Source organism: Streptomyces sp. NPDC053474 (assembly GCF_044544845.1).
Taxonomy (GTDB): Bacteria; Actinomycetota; Actinomycetes; order Streptomycetales; family Streptomycetaceae; genus Streptomyces.
Genome location: NZ_JBITXV010000002.1, coordinates 281314 through 304303 on the forward strand (window position 1 = coordinate 281314; position 22990 = coordinate 304303).

A 22990-nucleotide genomic window follows, 5' to 3' on the forward strand; every position below is an offset into this window, starting at 1 on the left:
CCACCACAACCCTCGCCCAACCTCGCGTGTCACACAGGTGAAGCCCAAGCGTCACCCACAGAGTTGGAGCACCCGTGCGCACACGCACCCTCGCCCTGGCCGCCGCCTCGGCGCTCGCGGCGACCGGCCTCACCCTGCCGTTCGCCGCGAGCGCGGGGGCCGCGCCCGGCGGCGCGACCAAGCCCGTCAAGGCCGACTTCAACGGAGACGGCTACGAGGACCTCGCCCTCGGCGTCCCCGCCGCGAGCGTCGGCGGGAAGGCCAAGGCCGGGTACGTGAGCGTGGTCTGGGGCGGGCCCCAGGGGCTGCGCGCCAAGGACAACGTACGGATCAGCCAGGCGACGGCGAACGTACCGGGCACCCCGGAGGCCGGGGACCGCTTCGGCGCGGCCGTGGCCGTGGCCGACTTCGACGGCGACGGCCTCACCGACCTCGCGGTCGGCGCCCCGGGCGAGGACGTCGACGGCAGGGCGGACGCGGGCAACGCGACCGTCGTGTACGGCGCGAAGGACGGCTTCGGCAAGGCCAACAGCGCGGGCCGCGGCGCCAAGGCCAAGGACAGCTACGGCAACGCCCTGGCCGCCGCCGACTTCAACGGCGACAAGCGGACCGACCTGGCCATCGGCGGCACCGACAGGGTCGTCGTCAACTACGACCCACGCGGGGCGCGCACCGAGCCGGGCATGGGCGACCGCATGGGCGGCCGCGCCCCCGTCCTGTCCACGGGCGACTTCGACGACGACGGCCTCACCGACCTGGCCGTGGCGTACTACACCAAGCAGCAGCCGTACACGCAGTCCCACGTCCACCTCTACCGCTACGACAAGCAGGAGAAGCGCCTCCTGCTGTCCTGGGCCAACAGCAACGGCGCCGCCTCCGCCCTCGCCACCGGCGACTTCAACGGCGACGGCCTGGACGACCTCGCCCTCGGCAACTGCCGCGAGATCGCCGACGAGAACATCGACGACCCCTGCGGCCCCGAGGAGCTCACCAAGGGCGGCGGCGTCCACATCCGCTACGGCAACCCCAACGGCTCCTTCGGCTCCCGGACCCAGACCCTCAACCAGGACACCCCGGGCGTCCCCGGCGTCGCCGAGAAGGGCGACGGCTTCGGCGAGGCCGTCACCGCCCGCGACATCGACAACGACGGCTACACCGACCTGATCGTCGGCGCCCCCGGCGAGGCCATCGGCAGCAAGAAGAACGCGGGCAGCGTCACCGTCCTGTACGGCGCCAAGAAGGGCATCCTCGACGCCGACGACGAGCTCGGCGACGGCAAGGCCAACGGCTACGCCTTCCAGCAGGACACGACCCACATCCCCGGCCCCGCCGAGACCGGCGACCGCTTCGGCGCCGCCCTCGCCACCGGCGACTTCGACCACGACGGCAAGCCCGACCTGGCCACCGCCGCCCCGGCGAGAACGCCTCGTCCGGCGGCGTCTGGGCCTCCCCGGACGCCCTGCCGCCCGGCACCACCGTCTTCACCCCCAAGTCCCTGAAGCTGCCCGCGCCGTCGTCCGCGCTGACGTACGGCGCCGTCCTCGGCCACTAGTCCGCCGCACCACCCGAGGCACTCGCGCCACGGCAGGTCACTCGCGCCCCGGGGGCCCTGAGGACAACCCCTCAGGGCCCCCCTAGGGGTTGTCACAGGTCGGCCGCAAACGGACTCTCCGCCACAGGAGGGGCGCGGCCGCCCCGCCGGACCAGGTACGTTCGATTCCGTGGCTGGATTCAGGATCGGACGCGGCGGCCGGGACAACCGCGCACAGCAATCGGGACGCCCCCAAGGACACCAGGGGCCGGGACAGAGCCCTCAGCAGGGCCCCGGGCAGGCCCCGTACGGACAGCGGCCCCCGCACCAAGGCGGCGGCCAGGCGCCGTACGGCTACCCGCCCGCGCCCTCGCCCGGACACCCCGCCCCGCCCCCGTACGGCGGCCGCCCGCCCTACGGCGGCGGCCAGGGCCCCGGCCCCGGCCAGTACGGCGGCGGCCACCCCGGCGGCGGCCAGCACCACGGCGGCGCCCAGCAGTGGCCCCAGCCCCCCGGCGGCCGGGACGAGCCCGAGTACTTCGGCGGCCAGAGCGGCCACGGTGGCCACGGCGCACACGGCGGGCACGGCGGCCACGGCGGCGCCCACGACCCGTACGCCGCCAACAACCCCGGCAACACCCAGGCCTTCTCCCTCGGCGACGACCCGTACAACGACGGGGACACCTACCGCGCGGGCCAGGCCCCGCCCGGCCCCATCGGACCCAAGCTGCCCTGGAAGGACCTGCTGCGCGGCATCGCGCTGCGCCCGGGCCCGACCTTCCTGCAGATGCGCGACTACGCGATGTGGGCCCCGGCGGTCATCGTCACGTTCCTCTACGGCCTGCTCGCCGTCTTCGGCTTCGACGAGGCCCGCGAGGACGTGCTCAACGCCACGCTGTCCACGGCGATCCCGTACGTCCTCACCACCGGCGTCGCGATCTCCATCAGCGCGCTCATCCTGGGTGTCGTCACCCACAGCCTGGCCCGCCAGTTCGGCGGTGACGGCGCCTGGCAGCCGACCGTCGGCCTGTCCATGCTGATCATGGCGATCACGGACGCGCCGCGCGTCATCGTCGCCCTGTTCCTCGGCGGCGGCAACGGCTTCGTCCAGCTGCTCGGCTGGGCCACCTGGCTCGCGGCGGGCGCCCTGCTCACCCTGATGGTGAGCAAGTCGCACGACCTGCCCTGGCCGCGCGCCCTCGGCGCCTCGGCCATCCAGCTCCTGGCCATCCTGTCGATCATCAAGCTCGGTACGTTCTGACACTGCCGCGCACGCGACCGAGAGCAAGGGCCCTGGCGGGCACGACCGCCGGGGCCCTTGCCCATGCCCGCCCCGGTCACGTACCTTGCAATGCAATGTTCCAGGCGAAGCAAGGAACTGAAAGGGGGCGAGGGGATGGCGGATCCACTGACGAAGGCCGCGAGCCAGCTGCGCAAGGGCGTACTGGAGTACTGCGTCCTGGCCCTGATGCGGGACGGCCCGCGCTACGGGGTGGAGCTGGTCGAGGAGCTGTCCGCCGTCGCCGTGATGACGACGAGCCAGGGCACGATCTACCCGCTCCTTTCCCGGCTGCGCCGCGACCGCCTGGTGGACACCGAACTGCGCGAGTCCCCCAACGGCCCGCCTCGCCGCTACTACACGCTCACGCCCGAGGGCCGCACCGCCCTCGCCGACTTCCACACGAGCTGGCCCCTCTTCCGGGACGCGGTCGACCACTTCCTGGCCCCGGCGCCCCGCACCCCGCACGACACGGAGAACCCCCATGAAGGCACCTGACCACGCCCTCGTCCTCGCCTACCTGACCGACGTGGAGCGCGCGACCGCCGCCCTCGACCCGGCCCGCCGCGCGGAGCTGCTCGCGGACCTGCGCGAACACATAGAGATCAGCCTCGCCGAGGCGGCCGCGCCCGGCGACGACGCGACGGTGCGCGAGGTCCTCGCCCAGCTGGGCGACCCGGCGGCGATCGCGGCGTCGGCGCTCGCGGAGGCCCCGCCGGCGCCCGACGCCCCCGAGCCGGAGCGGCTCCGCACCCGCCTCACGATCCTCGTACTGGCGGCATCGGGCCCGCTGATGCTGTTCGGCGGCCCGCTCGCGATGATGTGCGCCGTCGCCGCGGGCGTCTACCTCCTGTCCACCTCCACCCGGTGGACCACACGCCAGAAGCTCAAGGGCGGCGCGCTCACCCTGTCGCTCCCGGCCCTGCTCCTTGTCGGCCTCACCTTGGGCGCGGGCCGCGTCGGCATCATGGAACTCCTGCTGCTCCTGCTCCTGAACGTCCTGCTGCCCGTCCTCGGCGCCCGACTCCTGTGGCGCACGCGACGGCACGCCCGACCGGTACCGGCGCAGGCATGACGAAGCGCGGTGCCCCCGCCCGGACAGGCAGGGGGCACCGCGCCTTCGTACGACGATCAGAACCCGGCCGCGGGTCAGGCGTCGAGAACCTGCCCGTGCCGCTTCACGACCGGCGGCTCGACGCTCCACGGGAAGTTGATCCACTCGTCGGTCCGCTTCCACACGTACTCGCACTTCACGAGCGAGTGGGACTTCTCATAGATCACGGCGGAGCGGACCTCGGCGACGTGGTCGAGGCAGAAGTCGTGCACCAGCTTCAGCGTCTTGCCGGTGTCGGCGACGTCGTCGGCGATGAGCACCTTCTTGTTGGTGAAGTCGATCGCGTTCGGGACGGGCGCCAACATAACGGGCATTTCGAGCGTGGTACCGACGCCCGTGTAGAACTCCACATTCACCAGATGGATGTTCTTGCAGTCGAGGGCGTACGCGAGGCCACCGGCGACGAAGACGCCGCCGCGGGCGATGCTCAGCACGACGTCGGGCTCGTACCCGTCGTCGGCGATCGTCTGGGCGAGATCACGGATCGCGCCGCCGAACTTCTCGTACGTAAGGTTCTCGCGCACGTCGCTCATGGGGGATGTCACACCTGGGTCCGATGGAAGTTGAGGAAGGAACGGGAGGCGGTGGGCCCGCGCTGGCCCTGGTAGCGCGACCCGTAGCGCTCGGACCCGTACGGGGCCTCGGCGGGCGAGGTCAGCCGGAACATGCAGAGCTGCCCGATCTTCATCCCCGGCCAGAGCTTGATCGGCAGCGTGGCGAGGTTCGACAGCTCCAGGGTCACGTGCCCCGAGAAGCCGGGGTCGATGAACCCGGCGGTGGAGTGCGTGACGAGCCCGAGCCGCCCGAGGCTCGACTTCCCCTCCAGCCTGCTCGCCAGGTCGTCGGGGAGCGTGATGACCTCGTACGTCGACGCGAGCGCGAACTCCCCCGGGTGGAGGATGAACGGCTCGTCCCCCTCCGGCTCGACGAGCCGGGTCAGGTCCGCCTGCTCGACGGAGGGGTCGATGTGCGGGTACCGGTGGTTCTCGAACACCCGGAAGTACCGGTCGAGGCGCACGTCGATGCTCGACGGCTGCACCATGGATTCGTCGTAGGGATCGATCCGTACCCGCCCGGCGTCGATCTCGGCCCGGATGTCCTTGTCTGAGAGAAGCACGCACCGAGGATACGCAGAGCGCGCGGGAAGGCCGCAATTTGCGCAATGCGGCACCCGCGCGCTCTGTCGCCGTACTGGCGGTGGTGGTGCAGGGAGGGGCTTGGGCCTGGCGGCTCAAGCCCCTCCCCCGCCCCCGGCCTACCGCTTCTCGAACTCCACCGGCACCGCGTGGCGGAGCCGCGCACACCGCGGACAGCGGATGAGGCGGCCGGGCCCGAGCCGGTCGGCCTGCTGCATCGGGAACGAAGCGGTGCTGAACACGTGCCCCTCGGCACAGCGGACGACGGTGCGCTCCATCAAGTCTTTGAGTCCCTTCCCCAAAGCCGTAACTGGCGGACGACGAAAGCCACATTACGGGATGAAAGGGACGCCACTCCAGGCGGCACTCCGACCCCTCGGGGACCCCTCACGCGTTCCCCGCCCCCGGCGCCGCGAGACCTCCGAAGGACCCCCCGGAAGGCCCCCACCGTACGCCCCAACTCCCTTAGCCCGCAGTCACACAGACCCCACACAGCGCAGCCGGGCCCCGGGGGCGGGGTGCCCGGGGCCTGGGATGAGGTAGAGTGTCCGACAGTACGAAACCGGTTCAACCGGTGTACCGTGCGGGTGTAGTTTAATGGTAGAACATCAGCTTCCCAAGCTGAGAGCGCGAGTTCGATTCTCGTCACCCGCTCCACGCGAAACCCCCAGGTCATGGACCCGGGGGTTCTTTGTTGCCCGGACGCTCCAGAGCGCGCACCACAAGGGTGCGTGACCAGCTCCCGGCGGGCGCCTCGTCGAGCCCGGCGGCCACGTCGCGCTGCCGCTCCCCGTCGGAGTGCTGGTACACCCACGCGACCTTCTCCGAGGACTGCCCACACGGCGCCGAATAGAACGTTCGTCCCAGCCGAGATAGGAACAGGTGGGATCAGGCGGCCACGGGCCGGAACGGCTTGAACGCGGGCAGGTCAGGCGCGACGGCGCACGCGCCAAGGACGCGGCCTCAGGGGCGATGTCGCCGATGGCCATCTCGCGGAGCCCTCGTCGTTGACACAGTGACAGACGCGGCCTCCCGCAGCGCCACCGGCGCCTTGAGGAGCCCACCAGCCATCCAGCGGGCCATCCGCACACGCCGCAGCACGTCGAAACCGCCGAGCCGCAGCTCGACGACACCCGGCTTGACCGTGGTGACGTACACGGCCTGAACTCTCCAGGCGTGCCGCAGCCGTTCGGCGGAGTCAGGTCGGCCATCAGGCTGCGGCTCCGGCGGCGACCGGGAAGGCGGCGGGCGTCACGGCGGCGCAGCGGTAGGCGATGCCGTGGCACTGCTGGCCGTTGAAGCCCCTCTCCCAGGGCTGGGCGATGAGCCCAGGCAGCGAGACGTACGAGCCGAGGACCAGCCCCTCCGACACCCCACTCTCCGGCACCGTGACCTTGATCAGGGACGACTCCCCCTCCTCGATGTAGACGACGCCGATGGTCATCAGCGGCTCACCGCTGACCGCGTCCACGGCCCGCTTGCCGGTCTGGCGATCGCAGACCTTGGGCTCCGGGGTCTTGGTAAGCAGGATCGTGGCGCCCGAGGTCTGAACACGGATGGTACGCAAGGCAGTTCCCCTATCTACTCGTCTACACAAGGTGCATCCGGCGAACTCAAACTCTCGGGAACGCGAACTACCTTGACACGCAACTCACCCACTCGTCTATACGAGTGCGCCTGATGAGATGGAGGAGTCCGGAGAACGGCCTCGCGCCCCATCGCCCCTCAGTTCGCGGGGAGTTGGTAGGACAGGACGTACGCGTCCGCGGCCATCACGGTGTCGCAGACTTCCACGGCCCGCCCCTCCGTGTCGTACGCGGTACGGATCAGATGGATCACCGGCACGCCGGACGCGAGCCGCAGCGTCTTGACCTCGGCGGGCGAGGGCATGCGGGCGCGGATGTCCTCCTCGAAGCGGTCGAGGCGGTGGCCGAGCTCTTCGAGGCGGGCGTAGATGCCGCCGGGGCCGGGGTTGGGCTCGGCGATCTGCGTACCGCGGGCGATGTCGAGCGGGAGGTACGAGGTCGCGAACTCGACGGGACGGCCGTCGAGGAGGTAGCGGCGCCGCCGGGCGAGCACGCGCCGAACCGAGCCAAGGCGGGTGGAGATATCCTGCGTGGCCTTCTCCTCCTTCACCTCCAGGCTGTCCACCTGGGGGTGGCTACCGGCCGCGTCGGCTTCGACGATGAACGCGGACTTCCCCTGATCGCGGTGGCGCCGGGCGAACCGGTCCGAAGCGAGACGCCGCACCGGCGGACGCGGGCGGACGAAGACGCCCTTGCCGTGCTCGGCGTGTACGAGTCCCTCCCCCTGGAGGATGGAGAAGGAGTTGCGGACCGTCATCCGGGATACCCCGTAGTGGTCGACAAGCTCAGCTTCGGAGGGCAGCTTCTCGCCCTCCCTGAACCGCCCACGGTCGATGGCCTCGCGCAGCTGATCGGCGATCTGCCGGAAGACCGCACGATCGCTCGTGGGGTCAACCTCGCCGAGCAAGCCGGTAGGGAGTGAGGTCACGTGTGTACTCCTTTAGGTATCTAGACGAGTGGGCGAGTGCTGTTGCTACGGTGGAGAGCCTAGCCAGCCGAGAGGGCCGAGGAACGTGAGCACTGACCGCCCCCATTCCGTGAGCGTCGCCGGAGTCATAGTCGACGACCAGGGGCGGGCCCTGCTGATACAGCGCCGCGACAACGGCCAGTGGGAGCCTCCGGGTGGCGTCCTCGAACGCGAGGAAACCATCCCCGAAGCCCTCCAGCGCGAAGTCCTCGAAGAAACCGGCGTCAAGATCGCACTTCCCGCGACCCTGACCGGCGTCTACAAGAACATGACGGGCTTGATCGTCTCCCTGGTCTTCCGTTGCGAGGCCGCCGACGGCACGCCCACCACCGGCGAGGAGACCCGCGCCCTGCGCTGGGCCACCCGCGAAGAGGTCACCCAACTCGCCGACGAGGCGTACGCGATCCGCGTCCTGGACGCACTCGACGCGACGACCCCACCGGCCATCCGCGCCCACGACGGCGTGAAACTCGTATAGCCGAACCCGCTGCACATGGCGGCCTAGCAGCACAAAGGAACTTGTATGCACGAGTATACGAGCACCGCCCGGGTCTGGGGACTCACTTGCCCAGGTCTCCCCGAAGAGGTCAGCCGAGCCCGCCGCTGGACCCGCGACATCTTGGGCTCCTCGCCCCTCGCGGAGGACGCCGAACTGATCGCGAGCGAGCTGAGCGCGAACGCGGTCCTACACACGGCGAGTGGGCGGGAGCTGGGCAGCTTCCACCTGGCTCTTGCGGTGTCGGCGCAGGTGATCGCCTTGTCGGTCACGGACGACGGAGGCACGGACGGGGCTCCGAAGGTCGAGCATCCCGACGAGGAGGCGGTGCACGGCAGAGGCTTGGGCATGGTCAGCGCGCTGGCCCACCGGGTGGTGGTGCGGAACAGCGACGGGGCGCACACGGTGACGGCGGAGCTGTTCACTTCGCCACGGCCAGGGCCAGGGGGTCACCCATGCTGAGCGACGACCTGACCCGGGGATTCTGGTGCGAGTGCTGGGCGGAGGACCTGAGGGAACCGGGCGGGCCGACGGTGACGACATCCTTCGGCGCGTACTCCGCGACCCAGACGGACGGCTGGCTCCCCACGGCCCTGCGGGCCATCACGGCGGAGCTGAACCCAGAGGTCCCGAAGGAGACTTGGGACTGGCTCTACGAGAGCCGTATCGACACACGACGGGCCCTCCTGCGCTCGGAGCCCTGCACGGTGTCGGTGACGTACGCCAGCACGCACATCACGTGGACGGTGCACCCGGTGCTCTTCCTGCCCCTCGCGGACGGCCACAAGGCACCTGAACTCCCAACGGCTGTAGGCGACTTCAAGCCCCACCCAACCGACTGAGTTACAACTTTCTCTACTGGTTCAAGGCGGCTCGCTCCGCTCCCCGCGCGCGGCCCGGCCCCCGGCCGGGCCTGCGCTCCTGTCTCCGCCCCGCTCCAGCCCGGCCAGCGCCCGGGCCGCGCTCTACAGCGGGCAGTCACGGGAAGTTGGCACGAGACCAGCCCCCGACCAGAGTTACCAGATCAGGGGCAGCCTTCACTGCTCAGCGAGCGGAGGCCATGGGATGTGAACCCACGGTGACACCGCTGCCACGACGGTTTCCCGGGCAGTTCGGCTGACGTAACGGCGGCTATTGATCGGCCGACCATCAGGTTGGATCGCCCTGCCTCGGTGAGTCATGTCTACTGTGCCCTTGAAAATAGGCCTCACGAGGTGGCCGGTCAGGGAGCCAAGGCCACTCTGCCAACTGACGGCTCAGCGTCGCGTTTTGGAACGTTGCAGAAACACCGAGTTCAACGCGCATGGCGTCCTTCAGCACCTTCACTAGGTCTTGGGCCTGGAACCAAGATGGGTAGTACTCCGTGAACGCACGCCGAGTCTCGACATATATGGTCAATTCCAGGAGCGCGCCCGACACTCTGTCTGCAAGATCTGCCACCTCAGAGGTTGCCAGCAACTGCACCTCTCCCAGCGCTGGCTGAAGAACCTCGTCCCACTTCACTAGATAATCAGCCAGCCCCTCGACGATCAGCTCCTCTTCGTCGCTGGTGACCGGCTGCTCGCCGTCATAGGACAAGAGGACCGCCACGCTGTCGATCTCTTTCAACATCGACTCGGCGAGCCCGAGATAGCTTGAGTAGCTCGCTCGTCGATCAGTCAGCCAGCGACGCTCGTCTTCTGCCGCCAGACGTCTCTCATCCGTGCGTCGGGCAAGGTTTCCGCTGATTAGCACGCCTCCGAGACTGCCTGCAAGGGCAAATCCACCAGCGAGAAGCGCCGCAGTCGTTTGAGGGTCCACTGTCAGCTCCCGTGCGGCTCGCGCTCGATCGATACCGAGCAGCGTGGTTGAGGTCCGGTGGTGAGTTGCGGTGACACACGCGCGCCTGGTCGGCCGACGCACCCGCCATCGTGGTTGACTTTCGTCGGTTGCGGCTCAGACACTACGACGAGTCGGTACCCCAGAACGTTGCAAGGCTGAGGGTGCGTGCCACTCGTGTGCCAGGTCGTGTGGGGAACCGCAGGGAATGGCGGGGTACAGCCCGGCAGCCAAGCCGGTGACCTGACTGCTTCGTCGCAGCTCAGCCCAGTGTTCGGCCTGAAAGTCCCGAGCTTCCCAAGCTGAGAGCGCGAGTTCGATTCTCGTCACCCGCTCTTCTGTAGCCCCAGGTCAGTGACCTGGGGCTTGTTATTTCCGGTTGTGGCGTGGGATCAGCGGAGCTGTGGCTCCAGGAGGTCGAGTGCCTCTGTCCGGCGGAACCGCTCCGCCCCTCCCCCGGCCTTCGGCCGATGGGGCTCGTACGAGCCGATGAGCACGCCCGTATCGCGCAACCACTCCGGGCCGGGGGCCCAGGGCAAGGATGTCTGAGACTCCGGCGGCCCACTTGTTGACGGTGTTGAAGCTGGCCGGGGCGACGGCGATGGCGTCTGCGGGCGGCAGAGGGCGGACGTCTCCCGGAGTGCGCCAGGCGGAGCGGATCGGGTAGCCGGTGCGGGACTCGATCTCCTGGACGTGGAGGAAGCCCAGTGCCTGTGGAGTGGCGACGCCTCCGACGCCCCGCGCTCGTTCCCGCGCAGCGGTGATCAGTCGGCCGACTTCGGGGGTGACGTAGAGGAAGGGCTTCTCGCTCGGGGCTGCGGTCGGGTCGGTCAGGCGGTGGCTGCCGGCCTGCGGTGGAAGTGGTGCGGCTCGGGCAGCGTACGGGGCGGGTCTCGGGCGGCGGGGTCGGTGACGAGGTCTCGCATACCGGGGCGGCGGACGTCCTGAGCGGCACGGCGTTCGGCGACGTGGAGGCACGGTAGGCATCGGGGAAGCGTTCCTGCTGGCTGCAGACGCGGGCGGGGTCAACGCCGGGCACGGGGGAGCCTGAGCCAGGGGTCCGCGCCCCTCACGTCGACCGAGATAGGTCCTCGCCCATGGCAGCGACTCCCGCACGCGTCCGAAGCCCGTACTGGCGGGACGAGATGCACAACCTTTGTCGATGCACGACCTACAGAGGCCGAAGGTGCGGTGCTTGCCTCGCCCGCGCCGACGCCCGCGCTCTCCGCGTCCTCGGGTTCTTCTGCTTGCTCTAGCTGCTCATTCTCGAACTGTGCTTGATGTGGTGGGCGTTGCGTGTCTATATCGCCGTGACGATCATGCTGTATCAGCTGATCAAGATGCGGAGGGTGGATCTCCGCGAAGCCTTCGCGCCGTGGTGGCGCTGGCAACCCCGCTGCTGGCTCCACGTCCGCCTCGTCTGGTAGGTCTCTTCCGCGCGGTCAGCAGGCGGACAACAGGAGTTGCTTGCCATGCGCTCCGCTGGTGCTCAGGGCGGGGTGCGCTTCGCAGGAGGCCAAGCGTCTTGGCCGTCGATCGCCAGGGCTCCTTGCGCGGCTTTCCGTCGGCCCCCACGCCGCCCGACGTCATTGACGAGCAACTGCCGCCTACGCTCGGGCCATGACTTCCATAGACGCAGAGCTTGCCCGTGACCTGGCTCCCGCTGGTGTGCTGCGGGTTTCCATCAACCTTGGTAATCCCGTCCTGGCTCAGGGCACGCCCGAGGAGCCGGGTGGGGTAAGTGTCGCTCTGGCTCGGGAGGTTGGGGGGCGGCTGGGGCTGCCGGTGCGGTTTGTTTGTTTCGATGCGGCTCGGGAGTCGTACGCCGCGATGGTCGAGGGGCAAGCCGACCTGTGCTTTCTGGCCGTGGATCCGGAACGGGAGGAGGAGGTCGCCTTCAGTACGCCGTACGTGCACATCGAGGGGACGTACGCGGTGCCGGTGGGATCGCGGTTCGCCTCGGCCGCCGACGTGGACCGGGACGGGGTGCGCGTCGGCGTCAAGAAGGGGTCCGCGTACGACCTCTACCTGAGCCGTGCCCTCCAGCACGCCACTGTGGTGCGTGGTGTCGACGGTGTCGATGTCTTCCACGCCGAGGGCCTGGACGTGGCGGCCGGTATCCGTCAGCCGCTGACCGCGCACGTGGCTCGGCACCCCGAACTGCGCCTGCTTGAGCCCGCGTTCATGACGATCCGGCAGGCCATGGGCACGACGAGGGAGCGGAGCCCGGAGACCGTGCGGTTCCTCAGCGACCTCGTGACCGAGCTGGTGGCGTCCGGGTTCGTCGCCGACGCGCTGCGCCGCTCCGGCCAGGAGCCCACGCTGGCCGCCCCCGCTGGGGCGTGACGCCAGCCGGGGTGCGATGAGAGTCGGCCGAGGGAGCCATTCAGTGCGCCCGGAGCGGAGGGCGGTGGCGTCCGGGTTCGTCGCCGGGGCGCTGCGCCGCTCCGGCCAGGAGCCCGCGCTGGCCGCCCCCGCTGGGGCGTGACGCGAGGTGCCCGTAGCAGGGCGTGCGGGCGGAATGCCGTGTCCGCGAGGGGCAATATCTGTGCTTGCCAAATGAGAAATAGACGCGGGCCGTGGCGAGTATTCCTTGGGTGTTGGCCGGAGTGAAATGATTGACCGTGCCTGGCCGATCGCAGCGTGCTACTGTCGACCTCAGTTGCAGGTGTGGTTGCCAGAAGGTTCATTTCCTACGAGGTAATCATCACGGCGACACGGAATTCGCACGGCGGGTTCCTGAAACCGCCTCTGAAGGAGAAATGACATGGCTGCTGGCACCGTGAAGTGGTTCAACGCGGAAAAGGGCTTCGGCTTCATCGAGCAGGACGGCGGCGGCCCCGACGTCTTCGCCCACTACTCGAACATCGCCACCCAGGGCTTCCGCGAGCTGCTGGAAGGCCAGAAGGTGACGTTCGACATCGCGCAGGGCCAGAAGGGCCCGACGGCCGAGAACATCGTTCCCGCCTGACACCCGCACCACGCGCAAACTTCGCAGCTGGGGCCCGCACCTTGGGGTGCGGGCCCCAGCTCGCTGCGTTTCCGGGTATGTCTCATGTCATTTCAGCTTGCCATTTCGGCTCGCCGCTGTGGATCATTCTCGTGAATTCTCGTGAATTCCCTGCGCCGTCCTCTCGATGCGCCGGAGAATTTTTCCTATGAACTTCAGGTGTGCAACACGCTCCATGCCATAAGTCAACGTCCCACCCCTTCCCAGGAGGCCCCAATGACGCCGACCCAGACGCAGCACCATGGAGTGAATCCCTCCCCCGTGGCCGTGGTCGACGGCGGGGACGCGTCCGGGCCCCGGGTCTGTGACGACATGACGGTCGAGGTGGCGCTGTCCCTCATGGCCGGTGCCCGTGTCGATCACCTCGTGCTCTGCGACGGGGACGAACAGAGGACGGGCCTGATCACCCTGGCCGGGCTCGCCGTTCTCCGCGGCAGCCCCGCCTATACCGACCGGCTCCGGCTGCGGGACGTCCTCGGCGGACCGGTCGCCTCGCCCGGCGCCCTCCCCGTCGCCTGCTGACCCTCTCGCCCGGTCACCCCACCCTCCGTACTCCTTCCCTGTGAGGCAACATGCGCTGTGTCATCGCCCGGTACCCGTTCGAGCTGACCAAGAACGGGGTGCTGGCCTCGATGGAGGGCGTCACGCCCGAGTTCGTCACGGGCGAGTCCGTGACCATCGGCCGCCGCCGCTACCCGGTCAAGCAAGTGGGCCAGGTCATCACCCGACAGGACCCCCGCGACTTCACCAGCGGCGAGATCGTCCGGGCCATGACCCGCCTCGGCTTCACCTGCCACGCGCAGCCCGCGGCCGCGCCAGCGGCCGCCCCCACGCCGTTCCAGAACGCGTCGGCGCTGCTCGGCGGCACCGTCGCCGCCGCGGAGGTGTGACGACCGGCGGGAGACCGCCACGATCGGCGGGAGACCGCCACCAGAGACCCCGTGAGGGCCCTGCCGACACGCGTCGGCAGGGCCCTCACTGCTGTGTCACCGTGTCGCCGCCCGTGACGCGGCCCTCGCCGCCCCGCCGCCCCGGGCCGCAGGCCCCCCTGACCGCCGGATCAAAAAATCTACTCTCGTCAGAGTAGACATTGGCCCATGACGCCCCTACCATTTTTCTTGTCGAGACAGTCGAGTGAGACCCGGCAGACACGAACTGGCGGGTAGCAGTACGTGAAGCAGGACCCGATCGCAGTGGTTCGTTCAGCAGAGGAAGGAGCAGACGCCATCAGGATCGCCCGGCCCGACCAGCTCGGTCCGGGTACCGCAAGACCCCGGAATGGATGGTGGTCCCCGGTCACGCAGTCGCGATCCCCGCACCCCCGCCCCTGCCGGGCCAGGTAGCGGAAACAGAAGGTCGGCACAGCATGAGGGCCGACAGATGGTGTTGAATTCCCTTCGGGGCCCTGGTGCCGTACGGCACCAGGGCCCCTCGACGCGTTGCATGACGAGGTGACATGGCAGCAGATAATCCGCTCAGCGATCGTCTGGAAGACGACGACTACCCCGCGTACACCATGGGCCGGGCCGCCGAGATGCTCGGCACCACCCCCGGCTTCCTCCGAGCCATCGGCGAGGCTCGGCTGATCACTCCGCTGCGCTCGGAGGGCGGACACCGCCGGTACTCGCGCTACCAGCTGCGGATCGCCGCCCGCGCCCGCGAGCTCGTCGACCGGGGAACCCCGATCGAGGCCGCTTGCCGCATCGTCATCCTTGAGGACCAGCTCGAGGAAGCCCAGCGCATCAACGCGGAGTACCGCCGTGCCGCGGCCGCGGCGTCCGACCGCTCCGCCCCGAGCTCCGGCTGACCGCGCGCGAACCGACGCGGCCCGGGCCGGTGGCCCCTCAGCAGCGGCGGGGCGCGAAGCGCCAAGGGCCCGCGAGGTCTCCTTCCGCGGTGAGGCCGTAGTGGGGGAGGTCGTGCCAGCGGGGGTCCGTGCGGGCGCGGAGGGCGGACCAGGCGGGCAGGGACGCGTCGTGGCCCGCGTTGACCGCTAGGCGGTAGAGGCGGTCGGCCTCGGCCAGGGAGCCGCGCTGCGCGCAGAGGTGGGCCAGGTCGGAGAGGGCCTCCACATGGCCCGCGTGCGCGGCGGCGCGGGCGTGGTGTCCGGCCGCCTCGTGGTCGCCCGACTGCTGTTTGAGGCGGGCCAGTTCGCCCAGGGCCTGGGTGCGGCCCAGGTCGGCGGCGCGCTGGTAGAGGCGCTCCGCCTCGGGCCTCCGGCCGTCGGACTCCCAGAGCCGGGCCAGTTGCAGCAGCACGCGCCCGCCCCCGGCGGCGGCCAGGCGCTCGGCGCCCTCGCTGTCGCCGCTCTTCTCCCGGCGCAGGACGAACTCGTTGAGCACCTGGGCGTCCCCGGTGCGGGCGGCGCGCAGGACGAGCGCCTCGGCTCCGGACTTGTCGCCGGACTTCTCGCGCAGGCGGGCGAGGAGGACGAGGGCGCCGGAGTTGCCCGCCCGGTTGGCGGTGTGGGCCAGGCGTTCGGCGCCTTCGGAGTCGCTGTTCTTCTCGCGCAGCCAGGACAGTTCGAGCAGCGCGAAGGTGCTGCCGCCGCCCGCCGCGCCGCACGCCATGCGCTCGGCCTCCTCGCCCGCGCCCTCCTCCTCCTTGAGCAGGGCGAGGTGGGCGAGCGCATCCGTGCTGCCGTACGAGGCCGCGCTGCGGTAGAGCCGCACCGCGGCCTCCCGGTCCCCGGCCTTCTCCCGCAGCCGGGCCAGCTCGGTCAGGGCGTACACGCTGCCCTGGCGCACGGCCGTGCCCAGGAACCGCTCGGCGCCCTCGCTGTCGCCCCACCGCCGCTTGAGCCGGGCCAGCTCGGTGAGGGCGAAGATGCTGCCGGAGTCCGCGGCGAGGTCGAGGGCGCGGGCCGCGCCCGCGCGGTCCCCGGCCTGCCGCCGCACCCCGGCCAGGCGCAGCGCGGGGCGCACCTTGCCGCGGGCGGCGGCCGCGACCACCAGGCGCTCCGCGGCCGCCGCGTCGCCCGCCTTCTCGCGCAGACCCACCAGGTCGGAGAGCGCGTACGTGCTGCCGGTCTGGGTCAGGGCGAGGAACGCGAGCTCCTCGGCGCCGTGGCGGTCCCCCGCCTCCTCCCGGGACCGGGCGAGTCCCGCGTACGTCCTGATCTTGCCGGTGGCGGCGGCGTTCCTGGTCAGGCGCTGGGCGCCCGCCTCGTCCCCGGCCTCCTGGCGGAGCCGGACGAGGCGGGTCAGGGACGAGCTGTCGCCCTGGTTGGCGGCCTCGTGGGCCAGCTCCTCCGCCCGGCCCGGCTCGCCCTTGAGCTGGCGCAGGCGGACGAGTTCCCAGCGCGCCCTGCGGTCGTCCTCCCAGGCGGCCTCGTAGAAGTCCTTCGCCCGGTCGAGGTCGCCGACGGCCTCGGCGAGGCGGCCCAACTCGGGGCGCACGTCCGTGTTCCCGGCCTTCAGCGCCCGGCCGTAGAGGGACGCGGCGATCTGGAGGCGGCCCCGCGTCTGCGCGGCGCGCGCCAGGGTGACGCTGTCGTCGGTGGTGAGGCAGTGGCGCTTCGCCGCGGCCCAGAAGGGGGCGGGCGGGCACATCAGGCGGCGCTCGACGCGGCCGTACTGCTCCAGGTAGTCCGCGAGCCGGTAGGCCCGGCCCTGGCCGGTGCCGCTCCGGGACGCCACGGGCGTGAGCGGTCCCGGCACCCCGTGGCACGGCATCGCGCAGTACGCGAGGGCCTCCTCCAGCCAGGCGCCGCCGCGCAGGCCCCGCTCCTGTTCCTTCAGATAGCCCTCGGCGGCCTCGGCGAGCAGCTCGTGCGGGAGGGCGGGGCCGTGCCCCAGCCTGCGGTAGTCCATGGCGGCGTGGACGAGCGCCTTCTGCGCCGGGGGCGCGCACAGATAGCGCCGCATCAGTTCGGGCACGCCCGCGAGGAACTGGGTGATCTCGCCGTCGCTCGCCCCCGCGAGGGCGCTGGCGAGGCGCGGGTCGTGGTGCGCGCGCTGCCGCGCCCGGTCCAGGTCGTGCTCGGTGAACGCCTTGGGCACCACGACGCACCGGCCGATGCCGGTGAGGAGCTTGCGCTGCTGCTCGAAGCGGTCGTCGGCGCCGGTGGCCGAGGGCAGCGTCAGGGCCTCCCAGAACCGGGGCCAGATGGTGGCGAGGACCAGGACCGGGCCGCGGCGCCGGTCGGTCAGGAGCGAGCGCAGGGCGGCGGCGATGCCCTCGGCGGTCCGCGCGTCGGGGGCGAGGAGGTAGTGCTGGATCTCGTTCAGCCAGATCACCGTCTGGGCGCCGACCTCCGCGAGGTGTACGAGGGCGGCGTCCGGGCGGGTCGGGTCGAAGGGGTGCCACACCCGCCACCCCGGCGGAAGCCGCCGCAGCACCTCCCAGCAGGCGCGGGTCTTGCCGGTCGAGGACTCGCCGACCAGGGTGACCAGGAGGCTCTCGCCGCCGGTCGCCCGGTCCACGAGGTCGCCGAGGGCCGCGTCGTGGTCCCTCGGTACGTACGCGGGCAGCCTCGGCAGCGACCTGTCGCCGGGCACGCTGATCGCCCGGTGCACCTCCAGGGCGAAGGGGTCGAGGTCGACGACGGGGCTGCCGAGCGGCTGGGCGAGCTGGGCGGCGACCCACATGCGCCGCACCCGCGTCGCCACCTTGCCCGGGTCCCGGCCCGCCCACCGGGCGAGCAGGAGGGCCACGGAGGCGACGTCCTCCTGCCCCGTCGGGAGCTCCGTGGAGCCGATGATCCGGTGGATGGTGGCCTTCGAGGGGCTGCCGGGGAGGGCGTCGTCCTGCCCGATCTCCTCCGCCATGCGCTGCGTCGACGGCGTCCCCGCGTCCACGTAGAGCTCGTAGACGTACTCCTTCAAGTCCCGCAGCGGCGCGGGAGTCACGCCCAGCGGCTGCGGAATCCGTCGCTGGCTCCCTTGCCGCGCACCACTCTTGCGACCGGTCATCGAAGCATCCTTGCGTGGGGCGGGCGCGGCCGCCGCGAAAGTCGCGGAATCGGTCGCGGACGGGGTGGGGGGGCCGTCGGTCAGGAGACGAGGGCCCGGAAGGTCTCGTCGGCGGCCGCTCCGACGAGGGCGGAGACGAGGCCGCTCAGGACGAATCCCAGCAGGGTCAGCCGCTCGCGACGGCTCAGGGGGCGTCGGGGCATGACGGGGCTCCTGTCTCGGTGGGCTCGGGCGGCCGACCGGATCGCCGACCGGGATCCACTCTCGCGGACGGGCCCGCGCCCGGGACGAGTTGAGACGAGACGGCGGCACGCGTACTGGCCCTGAGGGGTCCGGGTAACCGCACGGGATGGGTGACATCCTCGTGGGCACGTGTTCGTGGACCGACCGGGAGCTCGTGCGGAGCGGCTGGTACCCGGTGGGGCGGCGGGACGCCGAGGGGCGGTTGCGGCACTACGCCGAGCGGTTCCCTGTCGTGGAGGTGGACGCCTCCTACTACGCGCTGCCCAGCGCGCGGAACAGCCTCCTGTGGGCGGAGCGGACGCCGCCCGGGTTCGTCTTCGACGTGAAGGCGTTCTCGCTGCTCACCGGCCATCCCACGCGGAGCGCGGCGCTGCCGGAGGGGATGCGGGCCGGGCCCCGGGGCCCGGCGGCGCTCGACGAGGTGTGGGAGCGGTTCACCGCGGGGATCGCGCCGCTGCGCCGGGCCGGGCGGCTGGGCAGCGTGCTCTTCCAGTTCCCGCCGTGGTTCCGGCCGGGGCCGCGGGCGGAGGAGTTCCTCGCGGACTGCGCCCGGCGCACCCGGGGGTGGCCCGTCGCGGTCGAGTTCCGGCATCCGGCGTGGTGGTCCGCCGAGTGGTGCGGGGCCACGCGCGCGCTGCTCGCGCGGTACGGCATGGCCGCCGTCGCCGTCGACATGAACCGGACGCTGCCCGCCTCGGTGCCGCCGGTCACGGCCGTCACCACGTCACGGCTGTCCGTCGTACGGTTCCACGGGCGCAGTGCCGCGTGGGGGACGGGGAGCAAGGAGGAGCGGTTCCGGCACGCGTACACGGACGCCGAACTCGCCGAGTGGGTACCGAGGCTGCGCGCCCTCGCCGAGCGGGTCGAGCGGATCCACGCCCTGTTCAACAACTGCTGCGGAGACGCCGCGGTGCGGGGCGCCGAGACCCTGACCCGGCTGCTCGGCGCCACGGGCCCGCGGTGACCGCCGCGCCCCACCGGCCCACGGTCACCGCCGCGCTCACGTCAGGAAGCCGCCGTCGATGTTGAGCGTCGCGCCCGTCACGTACGCCGACTCCGGGCCCGCCAAGTAGGCGATCAGGCCCGTCAGTTCCTCCGGGGTCGCGTAGCGGCCCGCTGGGGTCAGGGCGGTCATGGCGTCGGCGATCGGGCCCTGGGGCGGGTTGGTGTCGGTGGCCACGGGGCCGGGCTGGACGTTGTTGACCGTGATCGCCCTGGGGCCGAGCTCCCGGGCGAGGGCCCGGGTGAAACCGGCGACGGCCGCCTTGGTGAGGGCGTACGTCGTACCGTTCGGGAACGGCATCCGGTCGGCGAAGACGCTGCCGATCGTGATGATCCGGCCGCCGTCGCCCAGGTGCCGCAGGGCCTCCTGCGAGGCCACCCACACCGCGCGCACGTTCACCGCGACGTCCCGGTCGAAGTCGTCGACGGTGAGCTCGCCGAGCGGGCCCATCGAGCCGACGCCCGCGTTGTTCACGAGGACGTCCAGGCGGCCGAAGGCGGACACCGTGCCGGTGACGGCGGCGCGGACGGCCTCCGCGTCGGCCGAGTCCGCGGCGATGGCCACCGCCGTGCCGCCCTCGGCCCGGATGTCCGCGACGACGCCGTCCGCGCTGCCGGGCGACGCGTGGTACGTGAGCGCCACGGCCGCGCCCTCGCGGGCGAGCCTGCGGGCGATGGCCGCGCCGATGCCCCGGCTGCCGCCGGTCACCAGGGCGGCCTTGCCGCTGAGGGGTCCGTCCTGCTTCGGCGTGTTCGTCATGCGGCTGCCCTTCGTGGATCGCCCGTCGGTTGAGGCTTCAGGTTGACGCGCCAGGTCGACGCCTCAGGCCGACGCCTCAGGTTGATACGTCAACTCGAAGCTAAGCCCGGTAGGTTGATACGTCAACCTGACCGCGTAGAATCGCGCCATGAGCGATTCCGGGTGGCTGAGCGACGAACAACAGCGCGCGTGGCGGAGCTTCGTCTCCCTGCACACCGAACTGCTCACGCGCCTGAACGCCCACCTCCAGGACGAAGCGGGCCTGTCCTCCTCCGACTACCAGATCCTGGTCGCGCTCTCCGAGGCGCCGGACGGCCGCGCCAGAGCCGCCGCCCTGGGCCGGGAGACCGGCTGGGAGAAGAGCCGCCTCTCGCACCACCTCAGCCGCATGGAGCGGCGCGGCCTGCTGCGTCGCGAGGCGTGCGCCGACGACAGCAGGTACGCCGACGTCGTCCTGACCGGCACCGGCCGGGCGGCGATAGAGGCGGCGGCGCCGCGCCATGTCGCGCACGTGCGCGCCTGGTTCGTCGACGCGATGACTCCGGAGGAGCTCGCCGCCTTCGGTGACCTGTGCGACGCGGTGGTGGCCAAGGTACGGGTGCCCACGGACGGGCCCTGCCGGATCGGCTTTGAGCCGACCGGGGCGTGAAACCCGCGCCCCGGGCCCTTTTGCCCCTACGCTCGTTGATCCCCTCAGTGCGGTGTGAGCGGTGCCCGAGCGGCATGGAGGCATGGATCGACAGTGCTGCCCGGCGTCGGCCTCCCGAGGGCAGGTGAGGTGAGACCCGTGCGCGTGACCGACCTTCAGCGGTGCGAGCTCCGTCCCGGACGGCTCGTGGAGTGGACGCTGCACCCGGCGGCGGTGGGGGCCGCGCGCGAGCTGCCCGACGACGTCCGGCCGCCCGCGTACGTACAGGAGTCGCACATCCGCACCTCGCGCACGGTGCGCGGCGACGGCCTCTTCGTGCCGACCTGGCTCGGCACGGTCTTCGACCTGCCGGGGCGGATCGACCTCGACGTGCTCCAGGACGCGCTGCGGGCCTGGACGCTGCGGCACGAGACGCTGCGCAGCGGCTTCCGGTGGGCGGGCGACGAGATGCGGCGCTTCACGCTGGCCGCCGAGGACGTGGCGCTGCACCGCGCGGAGGGCGGTACCTTCACCGACGCCGCGACCCTGACCCGCTATCTCCAGGACCGCTTCGACACCGCGGCCGACGCGCTGACCTGGCCGAACTTCATCTTCACCGCGATCGTCCGGGACGACGGGGCTACCGTGTGCATGGCGTTCGACCACAGCAACGTCGACTCGTACTCGATCCAGCGCGTCACCGCCGAGATCCACGAGCTCTACGCCGCCGGGCTCCGGGGCGACGCCGTGGCCGCCGCGCCGGTCGCCAGCTACGTCGACTTCTGCGCGAGCGAGCGCACGGACGCCGACCGGATCGACCACACCCACGCCATCGTGGCGCGCTGGCGGGAGTTCATCGGCCGCTGCGACGGGAAGCTGCCGAACTTCCCCGTCGACCTCGGCCTCGACCCCCAGGGCCCGCTGCCCGAGCAACGGCTGCTGCACGAGATGCTCGTGGGCGACGCGGAGGCCGCCGCCTTCGAGGCGTACTGCCGTCCCTACGGAGGCAGCCTGGTCGGCGTCCTCGCGGCCGTCGCCCTCATCACCCGGGAGATCAGCGGCCTGCGCGTGTACCGCACGGTGGTGCCCTTCCACACCCGGGTGCGCTCCCAGTGGGCCGACTCGGTGGGCTGGTACGTGGGCGGGGCGCCGATCGAGGTGCCCGTGGCCGACGCGGCGGACTTCGACGACGCGCTGCGGATGGTCCGCGCCGCCCTGCGCGAGGCCAGGCCGCTGTCCCGGATGCCGATCGCGCGGGTGCTCCCGCTCCTCGGCGCCGACTTCCGGCCCACCTCGCCCGACCTGTACTCGATCGTCAGTTACGTCGACACGCGGGCCCTGCCCGGCTCGGAGCGGTGGCAGGAGCTGAAGGCGTACGGCCTGATCCGGGTGTCGTACGGGGACCAGGTGTGCGCGTGGCTCACGCGGCTCCACGAGGGGCTGCAGTTCGCCTGCCGCTACCCGGACACGGATGCCGCGTACAAGAACATGCGGCTCGTCGTGGAGCGGCTGCGGGAGCGGGTGGTGGACGTGGCGCGGGCGGTGCCCGGCCGCGCCTCCTCCGGGCGGGCGCGGCACGAGGGGCCCCGGGTCGCCTCAGGCGCCTAGCGCGGGGCGCGCACCGCTGCCTCCAGGTGGTTGCGGAACCAGCGGTGGCCCGGGTCGGTGTCGTTGCGTGGGTGCCAGGCCATGCCCAGGTCGATCGGCGGCAGGGGCAGCGGCACGGGGAAGGTCCGCAGGCCCAGGGCCTCGGTCGCGTCGGGGAGCCAGCCGGGCAGGGTCAGGGCGACGAGGTCGGTGTCCCGGGCCAGGAGCAGCGCGCCGGTGTGGCTGGGGACGACGACCGCGACCCGGCGGCTGAGGCCCAGCTTCGCCAGCTCGGTGTCGATGGGGCCCAGGCGCTTGCCGAGCCGGGAGATGCCGATGTGCCCGGCCTCGGCGAAGCGGCGGGCGTCGACGGGGCCGTCGAACAGCGGGTGCCCGGCGCGGGCGACGCCGACCAGGGCCAGCCGGGAGAGCTGTCGGGTGTGGGTCTCCGGGTCCAGGTGGGACAGGACGCCCAGTTCGACGTCCACCAGGCCCTGGCGCAGGGCCGGGCCGCCCTCCGTCGACTCCGGCAGGAAGACCACGTCGACGTGTGGCGCCTCGGCGTGGACGCGCTCGGTGAGGGTCCCGGCGAGGCCCGCCTGGAGCAGGTCGATGGTCTGCACGGTGAAGGTGCGCCTCAGGTGCTCGGCCGCGAAGCCCGCGCCGGGGCGCAGCACGTCGTCGCAGCCGCGCAGCAACGCGGCGACCTGCTCGCGGAGTTCGAGCGCCCGCGGCGTGGGGACCATGCCCTGGCCCGCGCGGACCAGGAGGGGGTCGCCGACGGCGCGGCGGAGCCGGGCGAGGGTGCGGCTGGCCGCCGCGGGGGACGTGCCGAGCCGCTCGGCGGCGCGCGTCACGCTGTTCTCCTGGAGCAGGGCGTCCAGGGCACGCAGCAGGTTGAGATCCATGGGCCTTCCTGA

The 22990-nt window shown here is 71.5% G+C and carries 26 protein-coding genes, 1 tRNA gene and 2 pseudogenes; 16 read left to right on the forward strand and 13 right to left on the reverse strand.

Annotated features, from left to right (window positions below):
• The first annotated feature begins 74 nt into the window (after positions 1-74).
• From ACIG3E_RS04820 to ACIG3E_RS04835, 4 genes are all read left to right on the forward strand, one after another.
• Positions 75-1499, forward strand: a complete 1425-nt coding sequence (locus tag ACIG3E_RS04820) for an FG-GAP-like repeat-containing protein (RefSeq protein WP_399611276.1) — start codon at positions 75-77, stop codon at positions 1497-1499.
• Between the two features lie 222 nt (positions 1500-1721).
• Positions 1722-2792, forward strand: coding sequence for a Yip1 family protein (locus tag ACIG3E_RS04825; protein WP_399611278.1), 1071 nt, complete (start codon positions 1722-1724; stop codon positions 2790-2792).
• A 135-nt stretch (positions 2793-2927) separates the two neighbouring features.
• A complete protein-coding gene (locus ACIG3E_RS04830; protein WP_399611281.1) occupies positions 2928-3308 on the forward strand; it encodes a PadR family transcriptional regulator in 381 nt (126 codons plus the stop codon).
• Entirely contained in the window at positions 3295-3885 is a 591-nt protein-coding gene (locus tag ACIG3E_RS04835) for an HAAS signaling domain-containing protein (RefSeq protein ID WP_399611285.1), read from the forward strand. The genes ACIG3E_RS04830 and ACIG3E_RS04835 overlap by 14 nt, the downstream gene beginning before the upstream one ends.
• 74 nt (positions 3886-3959) lie before the next feature.
• On the opposite strand, the gene ACIG3E_RS04840 is transcribed toward ACIG3E_RS04835, so the two are convergent.
• The 3 genes from ACIG3E_RS04840 to ACIG3E_RS04850 all read right to left on the reverse strand — a co-directional run bounded on the left by ACIG3E_RS04840 (position 3960) and on the right by ACIG3E_RS04850 (position 5338).
• Positions 3960-4457 (reverse strand): phosphoribosyltransferase, encoded by a 498-nt coding sequence (locus ACIG3E_RS04840; protein ID WP_399611288.1) that lies wholly within the window; start codon positions 4455-4457, stop codon positions 3960-3962.
• Positions 4458-4465: 8 nt separating this feature from the next.
• Positions 4466-5041, reverse strand: coding sequence for a dCTP deaminase (gene dcd / locus ACIG3E_RS04845; protein ID WP_138960924.1), 576 nt, complete (start codon positions 5039-5041; stop codon positions 4466-4468).
• Between the two features lie 138 nt (positions 5042-5179).
• Positions 5180-5338 carry a hypothetical protein gene (locus tag ACIG3E_RS04850; RefSeq protein ID WP_170316473.1) on the reverse strand — a complete coding sequence of 53 codons (159 nt, stop codon included), beginning with the start codon at positions 5336-5338 and terminating at the stop codon, positions 5180-5182.
• A gap of 305 nt (positions 5339-5643) precedes the next feature.
• On the opposite strand from ACIG3E_RS04850, the gene ACIG3E_RS04855 reads away from it, so the two are divergent.
• A tRNA-Gly gene (locus tag ACIG3E_RS04855) sits at positions 5644-5717 on the forward strand.
• A gap of 15 nt (positions 5718-5732) precedes the next feature.
• Here the strand turns inward: ACIG3E_RS04855 and ACIG3E_RS04860 are convergent.
• The 4 genes and pseudogenes from ACIG3E_RS04860 to ACIG3E_RS04875 form a co-directional block, all read right to left on the reverse strand.
• Positions 5733-5870, reverse strand: a complete 138-nt coding sequence (locus tag ACIG3E_RS04860) for a hypothetical protein (RefSeq protein ID WP_399611292.1) — start codon at positions 5868-5870, stop codon at positions 5733-5735.
• 186 nt (positions 5871-6056) lie between these two features.
• A pseudogene (locus tag ACIG3E_RS04865) lies at positions 6057-6260 on the reverse strand (conjugal transfer protein TraS); the annotation flags it as partial.
• 10 nt (positions 6261-6270) lie between these two features.
• Entirely contained in the window at positions 6271-6627 is a 357-nt protein-coding gene (locus tag ACIG3E_RS04870) for a hypothetical protein (protein ID WP_399611294.1), read from the reverse strand.
• A 158-nt stretch (positions 6628-6785) separates the two neighbouring features.
• Positions 6786-7574 (reverse strand): GntR family transcriptional regulator, encoded by a 789-nt coding sequence (locus ACIG3E_RS04875; RefSeq protein ID WP_399611297.1) that lies wholly within the window; start codon positions 7572-7574, stop codon positions 6786-6788.
• A 109-nt stretch (positions 7575-7683) separates the two neighbouring features.
• Here ACIG3E_RS04875 and ACIG3E_RS04880 point away from each other — a divergent pair, with 109 nt between their 5' ends.
• The 3 genes from ACIG3E_RS04880 to ACIG3E_RS04890 are packed head-to-tail and all read left to right on the forward strand — an operon-like array spanning position 7684 to position 8951.
• Positions 7684-8091: an NUDIX hydrolase gene (locus tag ACIG3E_RS04880; protein ID WP_361838587.1), complete on the forward strand. Its 408-nt coding sequence runs from the start codon at positions 7684-7686 to the stop codon at positions 8089-8091.
• A 45-nt stretch (positions 8092-8136) separates the two neighbouring features.
• Complete coding sequence (locus tag ACIG3E_RS04885) at positions 8137-8571, forward strand: ATP-binding protein (RefSeq protein WP_399611301.1); 435 nt, start codon at positions 8137-8139, stop codon at positions 8569-8571.
• Positions 8565-8951 carry a hypothetical protein gene (locus ACIG3E_RS04890; RefSeq protein WP_399611303.1) on the forward strand — a complete coding sequence of 129 codons (387 nt, stop codon included), beginning with the start codon at positions 8565-8567 and terminating at the stop codon, positions 8949-8951. The genes ACIG3E_RS04885 and ACIG3E_RS04890 overlap by 7 nt, the downstream gene beginning before the upstream one ends.
• A gap of 307 nt (positions 8952-9258) precedes the next feature.
• Here ACIG3E_RS04890 and ACIG3E_RS04895 read toward each other — a convergent pair whose 3' ends face one another.
• Both ACIG3E_RS04895 and ACIG3E_RS04900 read right to left on the reverse strand, forming a co-directional pair.
• Positions 9259-9909: a hypothetical protein gene (locus ACIG3E_RS04895; protein WP_399611306.1), complete on the reverse strand. Its 651-nt coding sequence runs from the start codon at positions 9907-9909 to the stop codon at positions 9259-9261.
• Positions 9910-10319: 410 nt separating this feature from the next.
• Positions 10320-10761 (reverse strand): annotated as a pseudogene (locus ACIG3E_RS04900) (flavoprotein).
• Positions 10762-11547: 786 nt separating this feature from the next.
• Here ACIG3E_RS04900 and ACIG3E_RS04905 point away from each other — a divergent pair.
• The 5 genes from ACIG3E_RS04905 to ACIG3E_RS04925 all read left to right on the forward strand — a co-directional run bounded on the left by ACIG3E_RS04905 (position 11548) and on the right by ACIG3E_RS04925 (position 14744).
• Entirely contained in the window at positions 11548-12273 is a 726-nt protein-coding gene (locus ACIG3E_RS04905; protein WP_399611308.1) for a transporter substrate-binding domain-containing protein, read from the forward strand.
• Between the two features lie 421 nt (positions 12274-12694).
• Entirely contained in the window at positions 12695-12898 is a 204-nt protein-coding gene (locus ACIG3E_RS04910; protein WP_030362120.1) for a cold-shock protein, read from the forward strand.
• A gap of 255 nt (positions 12899-13153) precedes the next feature.
• Positions 13154-13459 (forward strand): CBS domain-containing protein, encoded by a 306-nt coding sequence (locus tag ACIG3E_RS04915; RefSeq protein ID WP_399611311.1) that lies wholly within the window; start codon positions 13154-13156, stop codon positions 13457-13459.
• Positions 13460-13509: 50 nt separating this feature from the next.
• Entirely contained in the window at positions 13510-13827 is a 318-nt protein-coding gene (locus ACIG3E_RS04920; protein WP_399611314.1) for an SCO5918 family protein, read from the forward strand.
• Between the two features lie 566 nt (positions 13828-14393).
• The gene (locus tag ACIG3E_RS04925; RefSeq protein WP_399611316.1) at positions 14394-14744 is read left to right on the forward strand and encodes a MerR family transcriptional regulator; all 351 of its coding nucleotides are present in this window, start codon (positions 14394-14396) and stop codon (positions 14742-14744) included.
• Positions 14745-14781: 37 nt separating this feature from the next.
• Here ACIG3E_RS04925 and ACIG3E_RS04930 read toward each other — a convergent pair whose 3' ends face one another.
• Both ACIG3E_RS04930 and ACIG3E_RS04935 read right to left on the reverse strand, forming a co-directional pair.
• Entirely contained in the window at positions 14782-17850 is a 3069-nt protein-coding gene (locus tag ACIG3E_RS04930; RefSeq protein WP_399611319.1) for a hypothetical protein, read from the reverse strand.
• Positions 17851-17930: 80 nt separating this feature from the next.
• A complete protein-coding gene (locus ACIG3E_RS04935) occupies positions 17931-18053 on the reverse strand; it encodes a hypothetical protein (RefSeq protein ID WP_260422877.1) in 123 nt (40 codons plus the stop codon).
• Positions 18054-18199: 146 nt separating this feature from the next.
• On the opposite strand from ACIG3E_RS04935, the gene ACIG3E_RS04940 reads away from it, so the two are divergent.
• Complete coding sequence (locus ACIG3E_RS04940) at positions 18200-19057, forward strand: DUF72 domain-containing protein (RefSeq protein WP_399611322.1); 858 nt, start codon at positions 18200-18202, stop codon at positions 19055-19057.
• Positions 19058-19093: 36 nt separating this feature from the next.
• Here the strand turns inward: ACIG3E_RS04940 and ACIG3E_RS04945 are convergent, their stop codons facing one another.
• Complete coding sequence (locus tag ACIG3E_RS04945; RefSeq protein ID WP_399611324.1) at positions 19094-19855, reverse strand: 3-oxoacyl-ACP reductase family protein; 762 nt, start codon at positions 19853-19855, stop codon at positions 19094-19096.
• Between the two features lie 148 nt (positions 19856-20003).
• Between ACIG3E_RS04945 and ACIG3E_RS04950 the strand changes: the two genes are divergently transcribed.
• Both ACIG3E_RS04950 and ACIG3E_RS04955 read left to right on the forward strand, forming a co-directional pair.
• Entirely contained in the window at positions 20004-20504 is a 501-nt protein-coding gene (locus ACIG3E_RS04950; protein WP_399611327.1) for a MarR family winged helix-turn-helix transcriptional regulator, read from the forward strand.
• A 144-nt stretch (positions 20505-20648) separates the two neighbouring features.
• Positions 20649-22091 (forward strand): condensation domain-containing protein, encoded by a 1443-nt coding sequence (locus tag ACIG3E_RS04955; RefSeq protein WP_399611330.1) that lies wholly within the window; start codon positions 20649-20651, stop codon positions 22089-22091.
• On the opposite strand, the gene ACIG3E_RS04960 is transcribed toward ACIG3E_RS04955, so the two are convergent.
• Positions 22088-22978: a LysR family transcriptional regulator gene (locus tag ACIG3E_RS04960; RefSeq protein WP_399611332.1), complete on the reverse strand. Its 891-nt coding sequence runs from the start codon at positions 22976-22978 to the stop codon at positions 22088-22090. The two genes, ACIG3E_RS04955 and ACIG3E_RS04960, sit on opposite strands and share 4 nt — an antisense overlap.
• Between the last annotated feature and the right edge of the window lie 12 nt (positions 22979-22990).

Bases quoted from the DNA above. Each gene is read 5' to 3' on its own strand.
- ACIG3E_RS04935 (WP_260422877.1), bottom strand. From the start codon at position 18,053: ATGCCCCGACGCCCCCTGAGCCGTCGCGAGCGGCTGACCCTGCTGGGA.
- ACIG3E_RS04905 (WP_399611308.1), top strand. From the start codon at position 11,548: ATGACTTCCATAGACGCAGAGCTTGCCCGTGACCTGGCTCCCGCTGGT.
- ACIG3E_RS04925 (WP_399611316.1), top strand. From the start codon at position 14,394: ATGGCAGCAGATAATCCGCTCAGCGATCGTCTGGAAGACGACGACTAC.
- ACIG3E_RS04840 (WP_399611288.1), bottom strand. From the start codon at position 4,457: ATGAGCGACGTGCGCGAGAACCTTACGTACGAGAAGTTCGGCGGCGCG.
- ACIG3E_RS04850 (WP_170316473.1), bottom strand. From the start codon at position 5,338: ATGGAGCGCACCGTCGTCCGCTGTGCCGAGGGGCACGTGTTCAGCACC.
- ACIG3E_RS04830 (WP_399611281.1), top strand. From the start codon at position 2,928: ATGGCGGATCCACTGACGAAGGCCGCGAGCCAGCTGCGCAAGGGCGTA.
- ACIG3E_RS04950 (WP_399611327.1), top strand. From the start codon at position 20,004: ATGAGCGATTCCGGGTGGCTGAGCGACGAACAACAGCGCGCGTGGCGG.
- ACIG3E_RS04910 (WP_030362120.1), top strand. From the start codon at position 12,695: ATGGCTGCTGGCACCGTGAAGTGGTTCAACGCGGAAAAGGGCTTCGGC.
- ACIG3E_RS04960 (WP_399611332.1), bottom strand. From the start codon at position 22,978: ATGGATCTCAACCTGCTGCGTGCCCTGGACGCCCTGCTCCAGGAGAAC.
- ACIG3E_RS04940 (WP_399611322.1), top strand. From the start codon at position 18,200: ATGGGTGACATCCTCGTGGGCACGTGTTCGTGGACCGACCGGGAGCTC.
- ACIG3E_RS04915 (WP_399611311.1), top strand. From the start codon at position 13,154: ATGACGCCGACCCAGACGCAGCACCATGGAGTGAATCCCTCCCCCGTG.
- ACIG3E_RS04920 (WP_399611314.1), top strand. From the start codon at position 13,510: ATGCGCTGTGTCATCGCCCGGTACCCGTTCGAGCTGACCAAGAACGGG.
- ACIG3E_RS04945 (WP_399611324.1), bottom strand. From the start codon at position 19,855: ATGACGAACACGCCGAAGCAGGACGGACCCCTCAGCGGCAAGGCCGCC.
- ACIG3E_RS04890 (WP_399611303.1), top strand. From the start codon at position 8,565: ATGCTGAGCGACGACCTGACCCGGGGATTCTGGTGCGAGTGCTGGGCG.
- ACIG3E_RS04930 (WP_399611319.1), bottom strand. From the start codon at position 17,850: ATGACCGGTCGCAAGAGTGGTGCGCGGCAAGGGAGCCAGCGACGGATT.
- ACIG3E_RS04835 (WP_399611285.1), top strand. From the start codon at position 3,295: ATGAAGGCACCTGACCACGCCCTCGTCCTCGCCTACCTGACCGACGTG.
- ACIG3E_RS04885 (WP_399611301.1), top strand. From the start codon at position 8,137: ATGCACGAGTATACGAGCACCGCCCGGGTCTGGGGACTCACTTGCCCA.